Genomic DNA, 18,405 nt, shown 5'->3' on the forward strand with positions numbered 1-18,405 from the left:
CTTAGGCCGCCGACCGCACTTCCAGGACATCCTTGAGCCGCGCGAGCTGGGACACTTCGGCCTTGATGGCGCGCTGGATGCGGGTGTTCATCAGGCCCAGGAGGCTCTTGGGCTGGTATTCGAGGGCGAATCTGACCCTTGTGCCGGCCGGTTCGGTGCTGAGGTAGTAGCCGCCGGAGTGCTGCGACGGTCCGGAGATCACCCGGAACTGGATCTCGGCGCCAGGCCTGGCCTGCGTTATTTCAAAGTCGGCGGAGACGGTCCGGCCTGACCGGCCCGTGGTGGCCTGGCGGTAGACGGCTCCCTTGGTCCCGGCGGCACCGGACACCAAGCTGATGCTGCGGATGCCCCTGCGCCATTGCGGAAGGTTCATGCCGTCCACCAGGAACGTGTACACACTCATTGCGTCGCACCGGATAAGCACCTCGTGCTCTGCAAATGCCATGGGAGTCCTTAGTTAGCGCGGTCGGTGGTAGCCCGCACCACCCCCATGACACCGCAGCTAACGGGTTCAGAGTAGCCACTCGGCCCGTCCCGGACCTAGCCACCGATGGCGCCGTTATTGAAGAGTTACTGGATGACGCGGCGGGTAGCGCCCATCCCGGCGGACACGCACGCGGTGCGCGGCCACGGTTGCGGACGCTGGATCGCATCTGCGCTAAGCTAAGTTCTGCCCCGCTCAAAACGGGGCGATGCGGCTGTAGCTCAATGGTAGAGCGCTAGCTTCCCAAGCTTGATACGCGGGTCCGATTCCCGTCAGCCGCTCCACAATCTTCGAATCATGGTTTTCGCCGCGCCGCAGCGAGTTCTAGCTGCTCCGGGCCTTCCTGATGTCCCGTTCCACGGCCTTCTTCAGCGTCGCAAGCCTGGCCGCCTCCTGTTTCCGATAGGCGCCCTCCTTGACCCCGGAAAACATGTGCCCGATTCCTTTGGGAACGTACTGCGCAGTCACGGTCAGCCGGGTGCTGTCCGCCACGGGATACACCACGCACGAACAGGTGATGGTTTCCGTACGGGTTTGGTGCGTTTCGGTCCAGGAACGGTCCGCCACCAGGTTGTCGACATGGAGCACCACGCCCTCCTGGCCGGTAACTGCCGAGCGGGCCTGGACGTCCACGCAGAACGCGTAGACCTCCGGCCGGCCACAGGCGACAAGGACCGTACTCTCAATCGTGATGGTTCCCATGATGCTGTACCCGTACTTCCGCAGGCCTGCCCGGCACAGTGCCCAGAGCGCTATTTTCACACCGGGAACCCTCGGGCACAATGCTTGGCGCGCCGGCGGGTCGGTTCGAACTTTTGTCCGGTCATCCTCCGGTGGCCGTTAGGCCCTGCGGTGTATCGTCAGAAGTCAGGAACCTCTTCGGTTCCGCTACAGGAGCAATCATGGCTGACAAGTCCCCGCGTCAAGCAGCATCCAAAAAAGCCGGCAAGTCCATCAAGGAAAAGCGTGCCGACAAGCGGGCCGCCGGAGCCCCGGCCACCTCCCTGGACGTTACGTCCAAGGCCGCAAAAAAGAAGTGAGTGGCAAACAGAGCCACCTGACCCTGGGCGTCCTGGCCTCCACGCGGAAACCGGACGAACGCCGCCTCCCCATCCACCCCCTGCATTTCGAGCGGATCGCGCCGGAACTACGCCAGCGCATCATCCTGGAGCAGGGCTACGGCGAGCGCTTCGGCGTCTCGGATGACCACCTCGGAACCTTGGTGGGCAAAATGGCCACCAAGGAATCGCTGCTGGCGGAGGCCGACGTCGTCCTCCTGCCCAAGCCGCAGCCGGAGGATCTCGCGGAACTGCGGGACGGCCAGATCCTCTGGGGCTGGCCGCACTGTGTCCAGGACCGTGCCATCACGCAACTGGCCATCGACAAGAAGCTCACGCTGATTGCCTTCGAAGCGATGAACCACTGGGCGAGTGACGGCGGTTTTGGGCTTCACGTGTTCCACAAGAACAACGAGCTGGCCGGGTACTGCTCCGTACTTCACGCGCTCTCGCTCACCGGATCCACCGGGGACTACGGCCGCCGGCTCAGTGCCGTGGTGATTGGCTTCGGTGCCACCGCCCGCGGCGCCGTGACCGCGCTGAACGCGCACGGCATCCACGATGTCCAGGTGCTCACCAACCGGGGAGTCGCCGCGGTCGGCGCCCCGATCCACTCGGTCAACATCGTCCAGTTTGATCACGACGACAAGGCCCCCTTCCTCAGCCAGGTCATCACGGAGCGGGGCCGGGTTCCGCTGGCGCCGTTCCTGGCCGAAAGCGACATCGTGGTCAACTGCACGCTGCAGGACCCGAACAATCCGCTGACGTACCTGCGGACTGAGGATCTCTCGGCGTTCAGCCCGGGCAGCCTTGTGGTCGATGTGTCCTGCGACGAGGGCATGGGCTTCAGCTGGGCCCGCTCCACCACGTTCGCCGAACCGATGTTCACCATCGGCGACCACATCAACTACTACGCGGTGGACCACAGCCCGTCCTACCTCTGGAATTCCTCCAGTTGGGAGATCAGCCAGGCCCTGCTGCCGTTCCTTGAGACGGTCATCGGCGGCCCCGCCGAGTGGGACGGGGACGAAACCATTTCCCGCGCCATCGAAATCCGCGAGGGCGTGGTCCTCAACAAGGACGTACTGGAGTTCCAGCGGCGCGAAGCCGAGTACCCGCACCTGCCCGCCTAGGCGGCGCTAAGGGGCCGCTGCGCCTACACCGCGGCCCCTGAGGCTCGGCCCTTTAAATTCAGGCCTTCTACGCCTGGCTTCTTACGCAGGATTCTTACGCGGCAGCCTCACGGCTGATGATCCGCAGCGGGTGGCGGCGGTCCTTAAGGTCCACCCTGAGTGCCAGCGCGCCCTTTCGGGCCAGAACGACGCCGACAGTCGCCGCGGCGAGCGCCGGCACCCCGCCGGAGACCATGAGTGCCACGTGCGGGTCCACGTGCTCCGCGATCCAGCCGAGCATGGGCCCGCCGATGGCCTGGCCGCCGATCAGCACCATGATGTACAGGCTCATGACCCGGCCCCGGATGCCCATGTTGGAGCTGATCTGGACCAGCTGGTTTGAACCGGTCAGGAACATCAGGCACCAGAATCCGGACAGGACCATCACCACGCTGAACCACGCCATGGACGGCGCCAGCGCGGCCAGGCACAGCATCAGGCCGTACATTCCGGCGCAGAACACCACGGAGCGGAGCCGCAGCTGGCGGCGCCGGGTGGACGCGACAGCACCGGCCAACGCTCCGAGTGCCACCAGTGCGTTCAGCAGGCCATAGCCGCCGGCACCGACGTCGTACACGTGGTCCGCGAAGGCGGCGAGCAGGACGGGCAGGCTCATGGCGAAGACGGAGATGAAGCCGGCCATCAGCCACGGCCAGTAGATGCTGGGTTTGCTGAGCGCGTACTGCAGCCCCTCACGCAGCATGCCCTTTTTCTTGGGGGCGGGAGCGCTGAGGAACAGCTGGTCCTTGCGCAGGAGCAGCAGCATGGTGACCGTGGAGCAGCACGCCAGCGCATTCGCGGCGAAGGCCCAGCCTGCGCCGACGGCAGTGAGCAGCAGTCCAGCCAGCGCCGGGCCGATCAGGCCGCCCAGTTGGAACGTGGTGGAGTTGACGCTGATGGCGTTTCGCAGGTACCTGGGACCTACCAGCTCGTTGACGAACACTTGGCGGGCGGGCTGATCCAGTACCGTGACCAGGCCCAGCAGCAGCGCGATGACGTAGACGTGCCACACTTCGATGACGCCGGTGAGGGCAAGCACCGCGAGTGCCGCCGCGAGCACCGCGGCCAAGCTCTGGCAAAGGATGAGGATCCTGCGCTTGGCGAACCGGTCCGCCATCATGCCGCCCCAGGGACCCAGAAGCAGCGACGGCATGAACTGCAGAGCCACCGTGATGCCCACGGCGGTGACGGAACCGGACAGTTCCAGCACCAGCCAGTCCTGGGCGATCCGCTGCATCCAGAGGGCGATGACCGCGACAAAGTGCCCGATCGCGAAGATGCGGAAATTGGGGACCCGCAGGGAGATAAACGTGTGCCGCCAGGGAAGGTGTTCACTGACGACGGCGATGGGTTGGGTTTGGATGGAAGCGGCGGAGGCGGAGTCGATGACGGGCTGGCTGACGGTTGCCGACGTTGGCGGTGGGGGTGCCACAGGGATGTCCTCAGGGAAGCGGGCGGACTGGGATGCTTCCCACGCTAGGCTGGTCCCAGGTGATTATGTAGCCCTATCGCGTCTATAACTACCATTAGAAAACGTAATGTCTCCCACTCTGACGTGGGTGAACAGCCGGCCCGGCAGCCAAGGAGTCCATCGTGTTCGAACCCGCCCAGCTCCGCTCCTTCCTTGCTGTGGCCGAGACGCTCAGTTTCACCAAGGCAGCGGAACGCCTGGGCCTGGCACAGCCCACAGTCAGCCAGCACGTCCGCAAGCTGGAGACGGCCGCCAAACGCATCCTCGTCAGCAGGGACACGCGCGATGTCCGGCTCACGGACAACGGGGACGCGATGGCCGGCTTCGCACGCACCATCCTTGCGGCCCACGATGCCGCCACCCGGTACTTCTCCGGCTCGGCCATGCGGGGTAGGCTGCGTTTCGGCACGGCAGATGACCTGGCCATCACCGGCCTCCCCCGGATCCTTCGTGAGTTCCGGCAGGTCTATCCACAGATCAACCTGGAGCTCACCGTTGGCCAGAGCGACCAGCTGTACAAGAAACTCAACGCGGGCCAGCTGGACCTGGTGTTTGTGAAGTGGGTGGCCGGCGTCAAGGACGGCACAGTGGTCCAGCACGACACCTTTTCCTGGGTGGGACTGGACCAGACGTCCCTGGAGCCCGGGGATCCCGTACCCCTGATCGCCTACCCCTCCCCCAGCCTTAGCCGGAAACTGGCCATCGATGCGCTGGAATCAAGCGGCCGGACCTGGCGGATCACGTGCACCACCCGGCAGATCAGCGGCGTCCTGGCGGCACTCCGGGCAGGCATCGGCGTTGCCGTGATGCCGACGTCGCTGGTTCCCGAAGACCTGAAAATCATCACCCGCCGGTTCGACCTGCCACCGGTGGGCGACGTCGATTTCACCCTCATCCGCAACCCGCTGGCCAACGCCGAGGTGATTGATGCGCTGACGCAGGCCATCCTCGGACGGACGCTCAAAAAGTCGGTCTGACCGAATTGGCCGCAGGATTCAGGGCTGGAAACGAACCATTGAAGTAAAAGTCCGCCTCCTCTATGCTGGATTATCCATGGGGTCAAGCAGTGGCCGGTTCAACACTACGAGTGCGCCCTGTAGCCCATGATGCGGACGCACTCGGGATAGGCAGCCAATGACGACAGCCGAGAATACCCATTTACATACGGTATATACCCCCCAGCGGCACAGCACTGCACGGCCGCTGGTCACCCATCATTCCAGCCACAACACCGGCATTTCCCGGGCCGCCGAGTACATCGGCAAGCCTACATGCGACAAGTGCGGCACGGATGAGTTCATTTACCTCGAGTCCTACATTCCGCCGGTGTACCGGCGTGACGGGGCGGTCAGGACACTGGGCGAAGTCGCCTACACCTGCACCCGTTGCGAAAATTTCTCCGCCCACAATGTTCCTGCATCGTGGACTCCCCCAGGCTGGTATCTGGGCTAATTACCAACGGTCTCCAGGCTCGCCCCGGCGCAGCCACCTGATCATCACTCAACCCTTCACCAGCGAAGGCCCGGCAACCGCCCAAAAGCGGCCACCGGGCCTTTTCGTGTTTGTCGGGTCTTAGTCCGCCCGGGATCCGGCCTGGACCAGCCCTAGATCAGCGACGCCGAGAGGTGGTTCGGGGTGCCGAACCGGTGGGCCGTGATGCTGATGGCCTGCTCGTGCAAGAACGGCAACAGCTCCACCCGTCCGGCCTCGGTGACCGCGTGGGCGTAGATCGCCAGGTCCGGACGCCCGTCCGTGGCCTCGGCGAGGGCGGTGGCGTCACCGCGGATCAGGCGGATCCGCGCCCCTGACAGTTTGCCCGCAGCGGCAAGGCGTGCCGCCGAAGCCAGCCAGCCGGCGTCGGACTCTACGGTGACGTTGATGTCCAGCCCGGTGAATACGGCACGCAACTGGGCGGGAAGTTCGACGGCGGCGGAAACCGTGAGGGCCGAACCGGCCAGTACGCCGGCCGCCACGGTCCGCGCCAGGTGGGCCAGCGGGGCACCCTCGGAGAGCCGCACGGTGACCGGCAGCGCCCGATAGCGGAAGATGTTCCGCTCCGCATTGATCCCGGAAACGTCCTTGGCGTTGCCGAACTCATCGGCCCAGGCCTGTGCGTCGGAGGCCAGGGAACGTTGCAGCGTCCCGAGTTCGCCCGGCTGCAGGGCGCCTGCGGCGGCGTTCAGGATACGGCCGACGCCGGCGTTGGTGATCGGGGCGTCAGCAGTGCTGGCTGTGCTGGTCCAGTCACCGAGGCCGGCAAGGTAGTTCGGCCCACCGGCTTTGGTCCCGGCCCCGACGGCGGATTTCTTCCAGCCGCCGAACGGCTGGCGCTGCACGATGGCGCCGGTGATGCCGCGGTTCACATAGAGGTTTCCGGCCTGGATAGAGTCCAGCCAGGTGCCGAGCTCGTCCGGGTCCAGCGCGTGCAAGCCGGCGGTGAGGCCGTACTCCACCTGGTTCTGGATCTCGATGGCCTCCTCCAGCGTGTCAGCGGTCATGACGCCCAGGACCGGTCCGAAGAATTCAGTGAGGTGGAAGTAGGACCCGCGGCGCACGCCGTAGCGCACGCCCGGGCTCCAGAGACGGCCCGTTTCGTCCAGCTTGCACGGTTCCACAGCCCAGGTTTCGCCCTCGCCGAGGGTGGTGAGGGCGTTGAGCAGCTTGCCGTTTGCGGGCTCGATGATGGGGCCCATCTGGCTGGTGGGGTCCTGCGGGTAGCCCACCTTCAGCGAGGTGACGGCATCAACCAGCTGGTTATGGAACCGCTTCGATTTAGCAACAGTGCCCACCAGGATCACCAAGGACGCGGCGGAGCACTTCTGGCCAGCGTGCCCGAACGCGGAATACGCGACGTCCTTCGCGGCCAGGTCCAGGTCCGCACTCGGCGTGACGATGATGGCGTTCTTGCCGCTCGTCTCGGCCAGCAGCGGCAAGTCCTTGCGGAAGGAGCGGAACAGCTCGGCGGTCTCGTAGCCGCCGGTGAGGATCACGCGGTCCACGGCGGAGTGCGAGATCAGCTGCTGACCGAGCTCACGCTCGCCGAGCTGGACCATGGTCAGCACGTCGCGCGGGACGCCGGCTTCCCACAGTGCCTCGACCATCACGGCACCGCTGCGGCGGGCCTGCTTGGCGGGTTTGATCACGACGGCGGAGCCGGCGGCGAGTGCCGCGAGGGTGGACCCTGCCGGGATGGCGACCGGGAAGTTCCACGGCGGGGTCACCACGGTGAGCTTGGCCGGGACGAACGTGGCGCCGTCGACCTTTTCCAGCTTCCGGGCGGACTCGGCGTAGTAGTGGGCAAAGTCCACAGCTTCGCTGACCTCGGGATCGCCCTGGTCGATGGTTTTGCCGGTTTCGCTGGCCATGACCTCCAGGAGGTCGGCGCGGCGGGCTTCGAGGACGTCGCCGGCGCGGTGCAGTATCCTGGCGCGCTCGTCGCCGGTCAGGGCACCCCAGGCCTTGCCCTTCTCGACGGCGGTGGCGATGACGGCGTTCAGGGTCGCCTCGTCGTTGATCGTGGCGGCCTCGACGGCGGCGTTGCCCAGCATGGAGCCTGCCATTCGGCCCAGGATGGCACGGCCCCAATCGCGGTTGGCGGGCAGCGACGGATCGGTGTCGGCGGTATTCTCGAACGAGTCGTGCGGCATCGGCGCGGCCGGGAGGGCGCGGTTCTGCCGGCGGTTCGGGCCCGGGACCTCGCCGTCGAGCGCGGCGAGGGAGGCGAGGAAGCGCTGCTTCTCACGCTCGAAAAGGGATTCGTTCTCGCTGAGTTCGAACACCGCAGACATGAAGTTGTCCTGGCTGGCGCCCTCTTCGAGGCGGCGGATCAGGTAGGCGATGGCGACGTCGAACTCGGCGGGGTGCACCACGGGGGTGTAGAGCAGGAGCGATCCGACGTCCTTCTTGACAGCTTCAGCCTGGCCCTGCGCCATGCCCAGCAGCATCTCGAATTCGATGCCGGATTCCACGCCACGCTGCTTGGCGAGCAGCCAGGCGAACGCGATGTCGAAGAGGTTGTGGCCGGCCACGCCGATCCGGATGTTGCTGATCCGGTCCGGGTGCAGCGAGTAGTTGATGACGCGCTTGTAGTTGGTGTCCGAGTCCTGCTTAGTGTGCCAGGTGGCCAGCGGCCAGTCGTGCAGCGAGGCTTCCACCTGTTCCATCGGCAGGTTGGCGCCCTTGACCACGCGGACCTTGATGGCAGCGCCGCCGTTGGCGCGGCGCTCTGCGGCCCAGCCCTGGAGGCGGATCATGGCGGCGAGGGCATCCGGGAGGTAGGCCTGCAGCACAATTCCGGCCTCGAGGTTCTTGAACTCGGGCTTGTCCAAAATCCTGGTAAAGACCGCGATGGTCATGTCCAGGTCCTTGTATTCCTCCATGTCCAGGTTGATGAACTTGGCGTTCTTCCCGGGTCCGGCGAAGGAGGCGGCCTTGGCGAACAGCGGCGTGAGCTTCTCAACGACGTGCTCCACGGCCTCATCAAAGGCCCAGGCGGAGTGCGGGGCTACGGTGGAGGAGACCTTGATGGAGACGTAGTCCACGTCCGGGCGGGCAAGGAGCGTGTGGGTTCCCGCCAGCCGGCGGGACGCCTCGTGTTCGCCCAGGACGGCCTCGCCGAGGAGGTTCACGTTGAGCTTGATGCCGTCCTTGCGGATCTTGGCGATGGCCGGGCCCAGCTTGGCGTCGGTGGCGTCAACGATCAGGTGGCCCACCATCTCGCGGAGCACACGGCGGGCGATCGGGATGACTACCTGAGGAAGGACCGGGGCCATGGTGCCGCCGAGGCGGACGGCGCTGCGCATGTACCAGGGCAGGAACGCCGGGACCATGGGCGCCAATGCGGCGAGGTTGCGGGCAGCCACGTGGAGGTCCTCCGGGCGGACCACGCCGTCCACGAAGCCCACGGTGAAGTCCAGGCCGTTCGGATCCTTCAGCACACCGGCTAGCTGTTCAGCGGAGGCATCCACGGGGACCTTGGCGGCTTCCGTCAACCAGTGGCGCACCAGCCCGATTGCTTCCCCGGCCAAGGCCTGGGCTTCGGGCACGTGGGACGTGGCTGCAACGGCCGGTTCGGTGGCCGTTTTCCCGGTGAAGACGCCGGGCTCCGTTGAAATGTTGGTCATATCTAACACTCGTTCTTTCCGTTGGTGAGGTGGCTCTTTCCATCAGTATGATCTTCCGATCACGTAAGATAAAGCGACGTTTTCTGAGCAATACAGGTTAGAAAAATCGATGCTTTGGATTGCCGTCCTAACGGTCAGGAAATAGCCGCATTTTGGGCAAGCCTCTCGCGCTTAACGAAGGATTTTGGGCAACCCCCTCTCACTTCCTGAAAACGGACGAACCCTCCCCCACAGGACGTGAGAGAGGGTTTATCGTTCGCGCCCCGAAAGTGAAAGAGCGAGGGTTGGGCGGGGAGGCCGGGGTCAGCCGAGGGGCCGGTGCATTTCCACGGCTTCCTCGTGCCGGGGACTATTAGGGTTCATCAGCGAGTGCTTGCGGCCGTAGCCGAAGTAGATGACCAGGCCAATGACGAGCCAGACGACGAAGCGCGCCCAGGTCTCCCAGTGCAGCTGGAACATGAGGAACGCAGAGGCGAGCACACCGAAAGCGGGAATGACCGGCATCAGCGGCAGGCGGAAGGTGCGCGGGGCGTCCGGCTTCTTATAGCGGAACACGATAACTGAGAAGCAGACGACGACGAACGCGGCCAGAATGCCGATGTTCGTGAGGTCCGCGACAGCCTTGATGGGGAACACCCCGGCCAGCAGTGCGGAGGAGACGCCGGCAATCCAGGTGACGCGCTGCGGCGTACCGTGCCTGTCCGTTTTGGCGAACCAGCCGGGCAAGAGGCCATCGCGGCTCATGGAGAACCAGACGCGTGTGACACCAAGGAGGAAGGTCAGCATCACCGTGAGGATGGACAGCACTGCGAAGACGGAAATGATGGTGGCAATAACGGGCAGGCCCACCCCAGTGAACGCGGAAGCGAAGCCGGCCTTGGGGTCGATGTCCTTGTAGTTCTGCATGCCGGTCAGGACGAGAGTGGCTGCGACATACAGAAGCATGGCGATGATCAGGGACAGGACGATGGCCTTGGGCATGTGCTTCTTGCCGTCCGTGGCTTCCTCGGCCGCCGTACTCATGGCGTCGTAGCCAAACACCGCAAAGAACACTGTTGCCGATCCCGCCAGGACCGGCCCAAACCCGCTGGGCATAAACGGGTTGTAGTTGTTGGTATCGATGTAGAAGATGCCGAGCCCGATGATAAAGAGGATCAGGACAACCTTGATGGCTACTGCAAAGAGTTCGAACCGGCCGAATGCTTTAGTACCACGGGACAGAATCCAAGTCACCAGCAGGCAGACCAGGATGGCGGGAAGGTTGACGATGCCGCCCTTGCCCTCATCCGCCGTCGAGGTCATCCACACAGGCAAATGGATGCCGATGCCGGACAGGAACGCCTCAAGGTAACCGGAGATGCCAATGGCCACTACGGCAACGATCGCTATGTATTCCAGCAGCAGGTCCCAGCCGATGAACCAGCCGATCACCTCGCCCAGCGCAACATAACCGTAGGTGTAGGCCGAGCCCGCCCGAGGGATCATGCCGGCGAATTCCGCGTAGGACAGCGCGGCCGCCGCGCTGGCGAGGCCGGCGATCAGGAAGGAAAACAGCACCGCCGGGCCGACGCCGGGGTTGTCTCCGCTACCGGCAGCCACCAGCCCGGCCAGGGAGAAAATACCGACGCCGATGATCCCGCCCACGCCGATGGCCGTCAGCTGCCAGAGCCCGAGGCTCTTGAACAATCCGCTGTGTTTATTCTCTTCTTCGATGTCGTCAATGGGCTTGCGTCTCATGATCGACTGGGTCATATCTTTAGGGCTCATCAGGTACTCCTGCGTGGGGTGCGGCCCCATCGCGGCGCCCCGGAAGAGGCTGTGACAGGGGTAACTCAGGTACACCAGTATGCAATCGCAATTGCGTTAGATAAAGTGACTACTTCTAACCAATATCCATTAGATTCATCAAGGAATGTGGCTATGCTCGATGTCCGTCGCCTGCGGCTTCTCCGCGAACTGAAGATCCGGGGCACCCTGGCGGAGGTGGCGGAGGCACTGCAGTACAGCCCGTCGTCGGTCTCCCAGCAGCTGGCCCTGCTGGAAAAGGAAGTTGGCGTCGAGCTGCTCCGGAAAACGGGGCGCCGCGTGCAGCTGACGCCCCAGGCCGAAGTCCTGGTGGCCCACACCGCCCAGCTGCTCGAAACCATGGAGCAGGCGGAGGCGGACCTGGCGGCCTCGCTGACCACTGTCACGGGAACGGTCCGTATTGCGGTGTTCCAGTCCGCGGCCCTGGCGTTGATGCCGGACACGCTCACGCGGATGACGGCGGAGTATCCGGAGGTCCGGATCGAAATGATCCAGCGCGAACCCGAAACAGCCCTTCACGAGACGTGGGCACGCGACTTTGACCTGGTCATCGCCGAACAGTATCCGGGCCACGCCGCCCCGCGGTACCCGGAACTGGACCGCATCAAGCTGACCACTGACGCGATCCGGCTGGCCGTTCCGCCGGCGGACTCCAGCCGGCCGCCCATTACGTCGCTCGAAGATACTGCCGCGCTGCCCTGGGTGATGGAGCCCCGCGGCGCAGCCTCCCGGCACTGGGCGGAGCAGGCCTGCCGGAGTGCCGGATTCGAGCCCGATGTGCGCTTCGAAACAGCGGACCTGCAGGCGCAGATCCGGCTGATTGAGTCCGGAAATGCCGTGGGGCTGATGCCGGACCTCGTCTGGACGGGACGGAGCACCACCGCCCGACTGCTGGATCTGCCGGGGCATCCGCGCAGGACGGTGTTCACGTCGGTGCGCCGCTCCAGCGCGCAGCGGCCCGCCATTCTCGCCGCCCGCGAGACGCTGGCAGCCACCGCCATCTCAGTAGCAACGACGGACGACGGCGGCGCGTCCGGGTAGGTGCCGGCCCGCCAGGTCGCTTGCCCGGCGGGCCGTCGGACAGCCTCCGATGCCATGTTCACTACGTCACAGCGCGATCCGAGAGCCGGCGCTAGACTGGGCGGGTTATGAATCGCACAATGTTCAAGTCCAAAATCCACCGGGCCACCGTCACACACGCCGACCTGCACTACGTAGGATCGGTCACCGTTGACCTGGACCTGCTGGACGCTGCCGATATCCTTCCCGGTGAGCTCGTGGCCATCGTTGACGTGACCAACGGTGCGCGCCTGGAGACCTACACCATCGCCGGCGAGCGCGGCTCCGGTGTCATCGGCATCAACGGGGCAGCAGCCCACCTGATGCACGAGAACGATATTGTCATCCTCATCACCTATGCCCAGATGAACGCGGAAGAGGCCCATGCCTACACCCCGAAGGTCATCCATGTGGATAAGGACAACAAGATTGCACAGATCGGTAGCGACCCCGCTGAGTGCCACACCCCGGGCCTGATGCGCCCGCCGTTCGCCCTTAACAACGCCGCCCTGTAGCCGGAGCGTGAGTCCGGGCAGGCACCGCCGCCGCAGCTCCGGAGGCTTTTCTTGGTAGGCGTGCTGCAGGGCTTCTTTGTTGTCTGGTTCATCATCATGGTGGGCTGGTTGGTTTGTGGGCCGCCAACGGATCCTCGGTGACAACGCCCACCAGGTCCTCAGCGGCCTGACTTTCTTTGTGGCCAGCCCGGCCCTGCTCTTCGAGACCCTCAGCAAGGCTCAGCTGGGGGACGTCTTTGCGGAACCGCTGCTGGTCACGGCGGTGTCCGCGGTCTGCACCGCCCTTGTCTTCTTCAGCATCGTGAAGTTCGTCCTGAAGCGCGCGTTGCCGGAAGCGCTGATGTCCTCGATGGCCGCCTCCCTGGCCAACTCCGCGAACCTTGGCATCCCCATCGCCGTCTACGTCCTGGGCGACGCCAGCTACGTGGCGCCGCTGCTGATCTTCCAGCTGGCCTTCTTCACGCCGGTTTTCCTGATGATCCTGGACGCCAGCACCAGCTCGCACCGCACCACGCCCTGGGGATTCATCCTGATGATCCTGCGGAACCCGATGCCTTCAAACTTGTGGTCCACCCGGCCATTGCCTACGTTTTGCCCGCTTCGCCTTGGGTGTCGAAGGCCAGGCGTTGTTCGCGGCCGTGGTGGGCCGGATCCTCGCGGACCTGGCCACGGGGACCCGGCCCGCCCCCGCAGATCTTCTCCGCGGCCCGCGGACACCACGGCCCGTAGCGCGAACGGACAGTTGAGGCCCTCCCCGGCAGGGCCTCAACTGTCCGTTCGCGCAAGGTTACGGCCTCTTGACCTCCGGCCTGTGCCTGTCCAGGATTCGGGCGCAGCGGATGAACCCCAGGTGCGAGTAGGCCTGCGGGTGGTTTCCCAGGTGTGTCTCCGTGCTGGGATCGTATTCCTCGGGCAGCAGGCCGGTGGGGCCGAAGAGGTTCACCAGCTGGTCGAACAGGTCCCAGGCCTCCTCGATCCTGCCCACCGCAACGTAGGCCTCAATCAACCAGGTGGTGCAGATGTGGAAGCCGCCCTCCAAACCCGGCAGGCCGTCGTCGTACCTGTACCGGAACACGGTGGGGCCCACCCGCAGTTCCCGTTCCACGGCGGTGACGGTGTCCAGGAACCGCTGGTCCGTGACATCCAGCAGGCCGGAAAGACCGATGTGCAGGACGGCTGCGTCCAGGTCGGGGCTGTCGTAGGCCACCGTGTAGGACGCGGCCGAGTCATCCCAGCCTTCGCGCAGGACTTCTTCGCGGATGGTCCGGGCCATGGGTTCCCACGACGGGTCCGGCGCCCTGCCGTTCCGGGCAGCGGTCCGGAGTGCGCGGTCCAGCGTCACCCAGCACATCACCTTTGTGTAGACGTGGTGCCGCGGCGGGCGCCGGGCTTCCCAGATGCCGTGGTCCGGCTCGTGCCACCGGGCCAGGACGGCCGCCGCCATCTGCACCAGCAGGTCCCAGTGGTCATCCTCGAGGACACCATTTCGTGAGCTGACGCTGTCGATCAGTTCGGCCACCGGACCGAAGACATCCAGCTGGACTTGGTGGTCCGCGGCGTTGCCGATCCGGACCGGCCGGGAACCCGCATACCCGGGCAGACTGTCAATGACGGCCTCCGTGGACAGGGGCGCGCCCCCGTCACCGAGTACAACGGATGCAACCATTCCGGGCCCGGCGCGTGCTCAAGGATCCGGCCCAGCCAGCTGAGGAACCCAGCCGCCTCCGCCGTGGATCCCAGGTCCACCAGAGCGTTCACGGTCATGGACCCGTCCCGCAGCCAGCAGTAGCGGTAATCCCAGTTCCGTGTGCCGCCGATTCCTTCGGGCAGGGACGTGGTGGGCGCGGCCAGTACGGCACCCGTGGGCTCGTGCACAAGGGCGCGGAGAACCAGGGCTGAGCGGCGGACCAGCGATGGCTTCACAGAGGGCAGCTCCAGTTCCTGCACCCAGCGGCGGGAGTGGAGCGCCACCCCTGCCCGCCGGTCGGTCTCCCCGCCGGGGTGCACCTGCGCAGGTTCGGTGTCGCCGCAGCGCAGGTTGAGGACCACCGGGCCGTCCTGGAGGTTGACCGAAGCGGTGGCCGTGGCGTGGAGGCCGTCCGAGGTGATGGTGAAACTGACGCCCGTGGCAAAAAGGAAAATGGGATCGGAGGTTCCCACCACATGGAGTTCGTCGCCGCGGGCTTCCATACTGAACGGCGCGTTGGCGTAGTCCGGCCGGGGTGCGAAAACGATCTTGGCGCCACCGGTGCCGGAGAGCACCCGGACCAGGCTGGTGATCCCTTCCGGTGCCGGCTCCAGGTAGTCCGTGACGGTCACGTCCGCCCAGCGCGTCTCAACAATCATGGTGCTGTCCACGTAGCGCTGGCCCAGAACTTGCGAGGACTTGAGCGGCTCCACGGAGAAGTGCCCGGCGGCGTCCCCGCCCAGGATGTGGGCGAACAGCGACCCTGAATCCGGGAGCGGGTGGCTCATCCAGCAGACCTTGGCATCCGGAGTGACCAACGCGGTGGAGGATCCGTTGCCGATCATCGTGTGCCGCTCGAGCCCCACTGCGTCCTCGCCGAAAAGCCAGGCCCGCCGCAGCTCGAACAGGAGGGCCAGGATGCGGGCGAAGGATTCCGGGTCGCGCAGCCGGTGGAAAGCACGGGTCTCCCCCTGCCCCACGCGCAACCCCAGGTCAGGGCCGCGGAGCGTAGCGATGGCCAGTTCGTCGCTGTAGGCGTCCCCGGCGTACAGCGCCGCACTGGCACCCAGCCGGGACCGGAGGTTTTCCAGGGCGTCAGCCTTGGCCGGTTCCGTTACCGAGAGGTCCAGGACCGAACCGTCCACAATGAAGAACAGCCCATGCGCTCTGGCGATCTCCCGCGCCGTTTCCGTCACCACCTGCACCACGTCGGGCGAGGCCGGCCGGGTGTGCACGGACACGGCCACCGGCTTCCGCTCGATCCAGATGCCCTCCTGGTATCCCACGGCCTCAGTCAGGGCTGTGCTTACCGTGTGGAGAGTGGCTTCGGTGGCGAGGTCCTGGCTGTGGGCGAAGGCCATGTCCGACTCCGCGCCGTGTGATCCGATGAGATGCACCTCCGCGGGCAGCCGCGACACTGCGGCCAGGTCACGCAGCGAGCGCCCCGAGATAACGGCGGCATGCGTGTTGGGCAGGGCGGCCAGGGCGCGGAGCGCGATCGCAGCGCTCCCCAGGGGAAGGGTCTCGGTGGAGATTCCCTCCGCGTCGCACAGTGTTCCGCCGTAGTTGCAGGCCACCAGCAGCCCGGGGACGCGGGCCAGGACTTTCAGTTCGGCCAGGAGGGTGGGCGTGAAGCCTTCGTCCGCCAGGTCCGACTGGATGAACGTCCGCAGCAGCCCCAGCGGCAGCGATCGGGTCAGCAGGGCGGAATCCGCCACGCTTTGGTTCAACGGCGTAGCCATGCGTGCACTCCTTAAGCAGGGCCTGGCCCGGGAAGGCCGGAGGGGGCAGTTTAATTGTCCGCCCGGACGATTTCCTCCGAAAGTCCCACTTATTGCGGCTGTGTAAAAGTCCGACGGCGGACCTCCCTTCCGCCGCCGGCCCTGCGTCACGTCGTGTCACGCCGACCGGCCGGCGGTCAGGGTCACCCGGCGGTCAGTGTCACCATCGTGAAGCCGCCCGGCGCCACCGTGACGCGTCCGGACGTGGTGCCGGCGTTGTCCTTGGAGCCCTTGACGGGCTGGCCGGCGGAGTCGTACTGGCGCTGGACCAGCACAAACCCTTCCGGCACGCTCACTTTCTGGACCGTGGTGGTTTTGGCCGCGCTGACGTACAGCGTGGAGTCGCCGCCGGAACCGGAGACGGACACCGTGGAGATCAGCGGCTGGACTAGGAGTGCGTCCAGTGCGGCGTGGCCGTCGCTGCCGGCGGCGACCGAGGTCAGGCCGGCAGCGAGGGCCCGCCGCAGGGTGAACGGGATGAGGATGCCGGGTGCGTCGGTGATGCCCTGCGCCCCTGCCCCGCCGTTGGCCGTGGTGCCCAGCGGGCCCTTGGCCGAGGTCCAGGTGGTGGTGCCCGCGGGCGCAATCGCCTGGTTCACGATGGGGAAGATGTTGCTGGGCTGGTCGGCCGCGGGCATCGGAATGGTGAGGGTGCCCCCCGCCTTCAGGTCCACGTAGGCGCCGCCGGAAATGTTGGCTTCACCGGTCCAGGACGACGGCGGCCGCACCACCATACCGGCCCCCGTGATGGTGCCCGCCTCGGCTTCCACCACGCTGAGCCCGTTGGTCCCTTCGGTCACGCTGATCCCCAAGGTCTTGGCCCGGAGTTCCGGGTCTGAGTCGAGGGCCAGCATCGTGAGGAGGGCGTGGACGGTGGATTCGGCGCCGGAGTTGGGGTTAATCCGGCCGTCCGTTTCGATCCCGTCGATGGCCGCGCCTGTGGCCGGGTTGTAGGCGGGGGCGCCGTTGGGGTTGGCGCCGAAGAACCAGCCCGCGGCGATGGCGGCCACGTCCAGCAGGCCCGGGGCATCAGCGGCTTCCGCCGTCGCCACCAGGCTTTGGACGCGGGAGTCCACGCCGTACGCGATCTGGGCTTCGCCGGGAGCGGGGCTCCACGCGTTGTCCGGTCCGCCCGCAGCGAGCAGCTGCGGCGTGAACTGCGCGGTGTCCTTCACGGCTGCCGTCAGCAGGTCGGGCCGGTTCAGGACAGTGGATGCGATGGCCACAGCGGCCGGGGCCATGCCGCCCCACGCATGCCAGAGGCTTTGGGACTTGTTCCACGGCATGATCGCGCCGAACGGCCATTGGGTGGCCGAGCCGGAAGACATCGCGGCCACACCCTCGCTCAGCCGGGACAGCGCCGTGGTGGCCACGGCATCGGACGGAACGGTCTCCACATAGGCGGCCAGCCCCAGCACCGCCTCGGCGGAGGCATCCGCGCCGCCGGCGATGAGCCAGGCCGGAACCTGGACGCCGTCGGCTGTGTCGAACGTGCCGTACTTGGCCAGGGACTGGCGGTTCAGTGCGCCCAGGGAAAGGTGCAGCCGGTCCTGCAGGAACGCGGCGAACTCCGGATCGGTCTCGGCAAACCCTGCGAAGCCTTCGCCCAGGGCCCAGACCGTGCGGGCCAGCCAGTAGGATTCCGCGGAGTCGGACGGGTCCGGCAGTTCCACGGGAGTGGCGCTGGGGTTCAGGCTGCCGTCCGCCTGCTGCCAGAGGATGACGTTGCCGGCGTTCGGGCCGGAAACTGTCTGCAGGTAGGTGAGCGTCCGAAGGTTCTGGAAGGCGTGCTCCTTGCTCGCCAGGTCCCCTGTCTGTTTCCAGTGCCGCAGGTACACCACGGCGGTGCGGGCGATGTCGTCCGCGTTGTAGGCGCCCTGGGTCCAGTCGCCCGTGACCGGGTCCAGATTCCCGCCGCCCACGCGGTCATAACTGCCGTCGTCGTTCCTGTCGGCGTAGGTCCACGGCGCTTCGGCCTCTGGGTCCTGCTCCAGCCGGTAGGTGGTGTGCCCGGTCACCGGAGCCAGCGGAACCGTGTCCAGTAGGAAGTCCAGGTGGTCCAGGTTGGTCAGGCTGCCGCCGTCGGCCAATTCAGGCGACAGGACAGGCGCCGCGGGTGCCGTTACAGCACTGGAGGACGACGGCGGCGCGGCAGGGGCCGCCGTGACGGCACTGGCCTGCAGCGAAACAGCCAGCAGGGAAACGGCCACCGCCGTCACCACCGGCCGCGTGCCCTTCGGTGAAAGCAT

The 18,405-nt window shown here is 66.0% G+C and carries 13 protein-coding genes, 1 tRNA gene and 2 pseudogenes; 8 read left to right on the forward strand and 8 right to left on the reverse strand.

Features of this window, described 5'->3' with window-relative positions; genetic code table 11:
- Position 1 precedes the first annotated feature (1 nt).
- Complete coding sequence (locus ACQCSV_RS18935; protein WP_354155161.1) at positions 2-445, reverse strand: SRPBCC family protein; 444 nt, start codon at positions 443-445, stop codon at positions 2-4.
- 249 nt (positions 446-694) lie between these two features.
- Between ACQCSV_RS18935 and ACQCSV_RS18940 the strand changes: the two genes are divergently transcribed.
- Positions 695-768, forward strand: a tRNA-Gly gene (locus tag ACQCSV_RS18940).
- Between the two features lie 40 nt (positions 769-808).
- On the opposite strand, the gene ACQCSV_RS18945 is transcribed toward ACQCSV_RS18940, so the two are convergent.
- On the reverse strand, positions 809-1,246 hold the full coding sequence (locus ACQCSV_RS18945) for a hypothetical protein (RefSeq protein WP_426938960.1): 438 nt from the start codon (positions 1,244-1,246) through the stop codon (positions 809-811).
- Between the two features lie 140 nt (positions 1,247-1,386).
- Between ACQCSV_RS18945 and ACQCSV_RS18950 the strand changes: the two genes are divergently transcribed.
- Both ACQCSV_RS18950 and ACQCSV_RS18955 read left to right on the forward strand, forming a co-directional pair.
- Positions 1,387-1,524, forward strand: a complete 138-nt coding sequence (locus ACQCSV_RS18950; protein ID WP_185261864.1) for a hypothetical protein — start codon at positions 1,387-1,389, stop codon at positions 1,522-1,524.
- A complete protein-coding gene (locus ACQCSV_RS18955) occupies positions 1,521-2,675 on the forward strand; it encodes a N(5)-(carboxyethyl)ornithine synthase (protein WP_354155163.1) in 1,155 nt (384 codons plus the stop codon). The genes ACQCSV_RS18950 and ACQCSV_RS18955 overlap by 4 nt, the downstream gene beginning before the upstream one ends.
- Positions 2,676-2,769: 94 nt before the next feature.
- Here ACQCSV_RS18955 and ACQCSV_RS18960 read toward each other — a convergent pair whose 3' ends face one another.
- Complete coding sequence (locus tag ACQCSV_RS18960; protein WP_426938961.1) at positions 2,770-4,146, reverse strand: MFS transporter; 1,377 nt, start codon at positions 4,144-4,146, stop codon at positions 2,770-2,772.
- 161 nt (positions 4,147-4,307) lie between these two features.
- Here ACQCSV_RS18960 and ACQCSV_RS18965 point away from each other — a divergent pair, with 161 nt between their 5' ends.
- Both ACQCSV_RS18965 and ACQCSV_RS18970 read left to right on the forward strand, forming a co-directional pair.
- Positions 4,308-5,162: a LysR substrate-binding domain-containing protein gene (locus ACQCSV_RS18965; RefSeq protein ID WP_354155165.1), complete on the forward strand. Its 855-nt coding sequence runs from the start codon at positions 4,308-4,310 to the stop codon at positions 5,160-5,162.
- A 157-nt stretch (positions 5,163-5,319) separates the two neighbouring features.
- On the forward strand, positions 5,320-5,637 hold the full coding sequence (locus tag ACQCSV_RS18970; protein ID WP_354155166.1) for a hypothetical protein: 318 nt from the start codon (positions 5,320-5,322) through the stop codon (positions 5,635-5,637).
- Between the two features lie 152 nt (positions 5,638-5,789).
- On the opposite strand, the gene ACQCSV_RS18975 is transcribed toward ACQCSV_RS18970, so the two are convergent.
- Positions 5,790-9,308, reverse strand: a complete 3,519-nt coding sequence (locus tag ACQCSV_RS18975; RefSeq protein WP_426938962.1) for a bifunctional proline dehydrogenase/L-glutamate gamma-semialdehyde dehydrogenase — start codon at positions 9,306-9,308, stop codon at positions 5,790-5,792.
- Between the two features lie 303 nt (positions 9,309-9,611).
- On the reverse strand, positions 9,612-11,075 hold the full coding sequence (locus ACQCSV_RS18980; protein WP_354155168.1) for an amino acid permease: 1,464 nt from the start codon (positions 11,073-11,075) through the stop codon (positions 9,612-9,614).
- A 153-nt stretch (positions 11,076-11,228) separates the two neighbouring features.
- On the opposite strand from ACQCSV_RS18980, the gene ACQCSV_RS18985 reads away from it, so the two are divergent.
- The 3 genes and pseudogenes from ACQCSV_RS18985 to ACQCSV_RS18995 form a co-directional block, all read left to right on the forward strand.
- Positions 11,229-12,155 carry a LysR substrate-binding domain-containing protein gene (locus ACQCSV_RS18985; protein ID WP_354155169.1) on the forward strand — a complete coding sequence of 309 codons (927 nt, stop codon included), beginning with the start codon at positions 11,229-11,231 and terminating at the stop codon, positions 12,153-12,155.
- Between the two features lie 107 nt (positions 12,156-12,262).
- Positions 12,263-12,688, forward strand: a complete 426-nt coding sequence (gene panD, locus ACQCSV_RS18990; protein ID WP_354155170.1) for an aspartate 1-decarboxylase — start codon at positions 12,263-12,265, stop codon at positions 12,686-12,688.
- Between the two features lie 51 nt (positions 12,689-12,739).
- Positions 12,740-13,241, forward strand: a pseudogene (locus ACQCSV_RS18995) (AEC family transporter); the annotation flags it as partial.
- A 31-nt stretch (positions 13,242-13,272) separates the two neighbouring features.
- On the opposite strand, the gene ACQCSV_RS19000 reads toward ACQCSV_RS18995, so the two are convergent.
- From ACQCSV_RS19000 to ACQCSV_RS19010, 3 genes and pseudogenes are all read right to left on the reverse strand, one after another.
- Complete coding sequence (locus ACQCSV_RS19000; RefSeq protein WP_426938963.1) at positions 13,273-13,473, reverse strand: hypothetical protein; 201 nt, start codon at positions 13,471-13,473, stop codon at positions 13,273-13,275.
- A 2-nt stretch (positions 13,474-13,475) separates the two neighbouring features.
- Positions 13,476-16,117 (reverse strand): annotated as a pseudogene (locus ACQCSV_RS19005) (trehalase-like domain-containing protein).
- Between the two features lie 182 nt (positions 16,118-16,299).
- Positions 16,300-18,405 (reverse strand): hypothetical protein, encoded by a 2,106-nt coding sequence (locus tag ACQCSV_RS19010; RefSeq protein WP_426939585.1) that lies wholly within the window; start codon positions 18,403-18,405, stop codon positions 16,300-16,302.

This window comes from Pseudarthrobacter sp. S3, from assembly GCF_050156905.1.
Lineage (GTDB): Bacteria > Actinomycetota > Actinomycetes > Actinomycetales > Micrococcaceae > Arthrobacter.

Bases quoted from the DNA above. Each gene is read 5' to 3' on its own strand.
- ACQCSV_RS18980 (WP_354155168.1), bottom strand. From the start codon at position 11,075: ATGAGCCCTAAAGATATGACCCAGTCGATCATGAGACGCAAGCCCATT.
- ACQCSV_RS18985 (WP_354155169.1), top strand. From the start codon at position 11,229: ATGCTCGATGTCCGTCGCCTGCGGCTTCTCCGCGAACTGAAGATCCGG.
- ACQCSV_RS18975 (WP_426938962.1), bottom strand. From the start codon at position 9,308: ATGACCAACATTTCAACGGAGCCCGGCGTCTTCACCGGGAAAACGGCC.
- ACQCSV_RS18970 (WP_354155166.1), top strand. From the start codon at position 5,320: ATGACGACAGCCGAGAATACCCATTTACATACGGTATATACCCCCCAG.
- ACQCSV_RS18950 (WP_185261864.1), top strand. From the start codon at position 1,387: ATGGCTGACAAGTCCCCGCGTCAAGCAGCATCCAAAAAAGCCGGCAAG.
- panD (WP_354155170.1), top strand. From the start codon at position 12,263: ATGAATCGCACAATGTTCAAGTCCAAAATCCACCGGGCCACCGTCACA.
- ACQCSV_RS18935 (WP_354155161.1), bottom strand. From the start codon at position 445: ATGGCATTTGCAGAGCACGAGGTGCTTATCCGGTGCGACGCAATGAGT.
- ACQCSV_RS19010 (WP_426939585.1), bottom strand. From the start codon at position 18,405: ATGCTTTCACCGAAGGGCACGCGGCCGGTGGTGACGGCGGTGGCCGTT.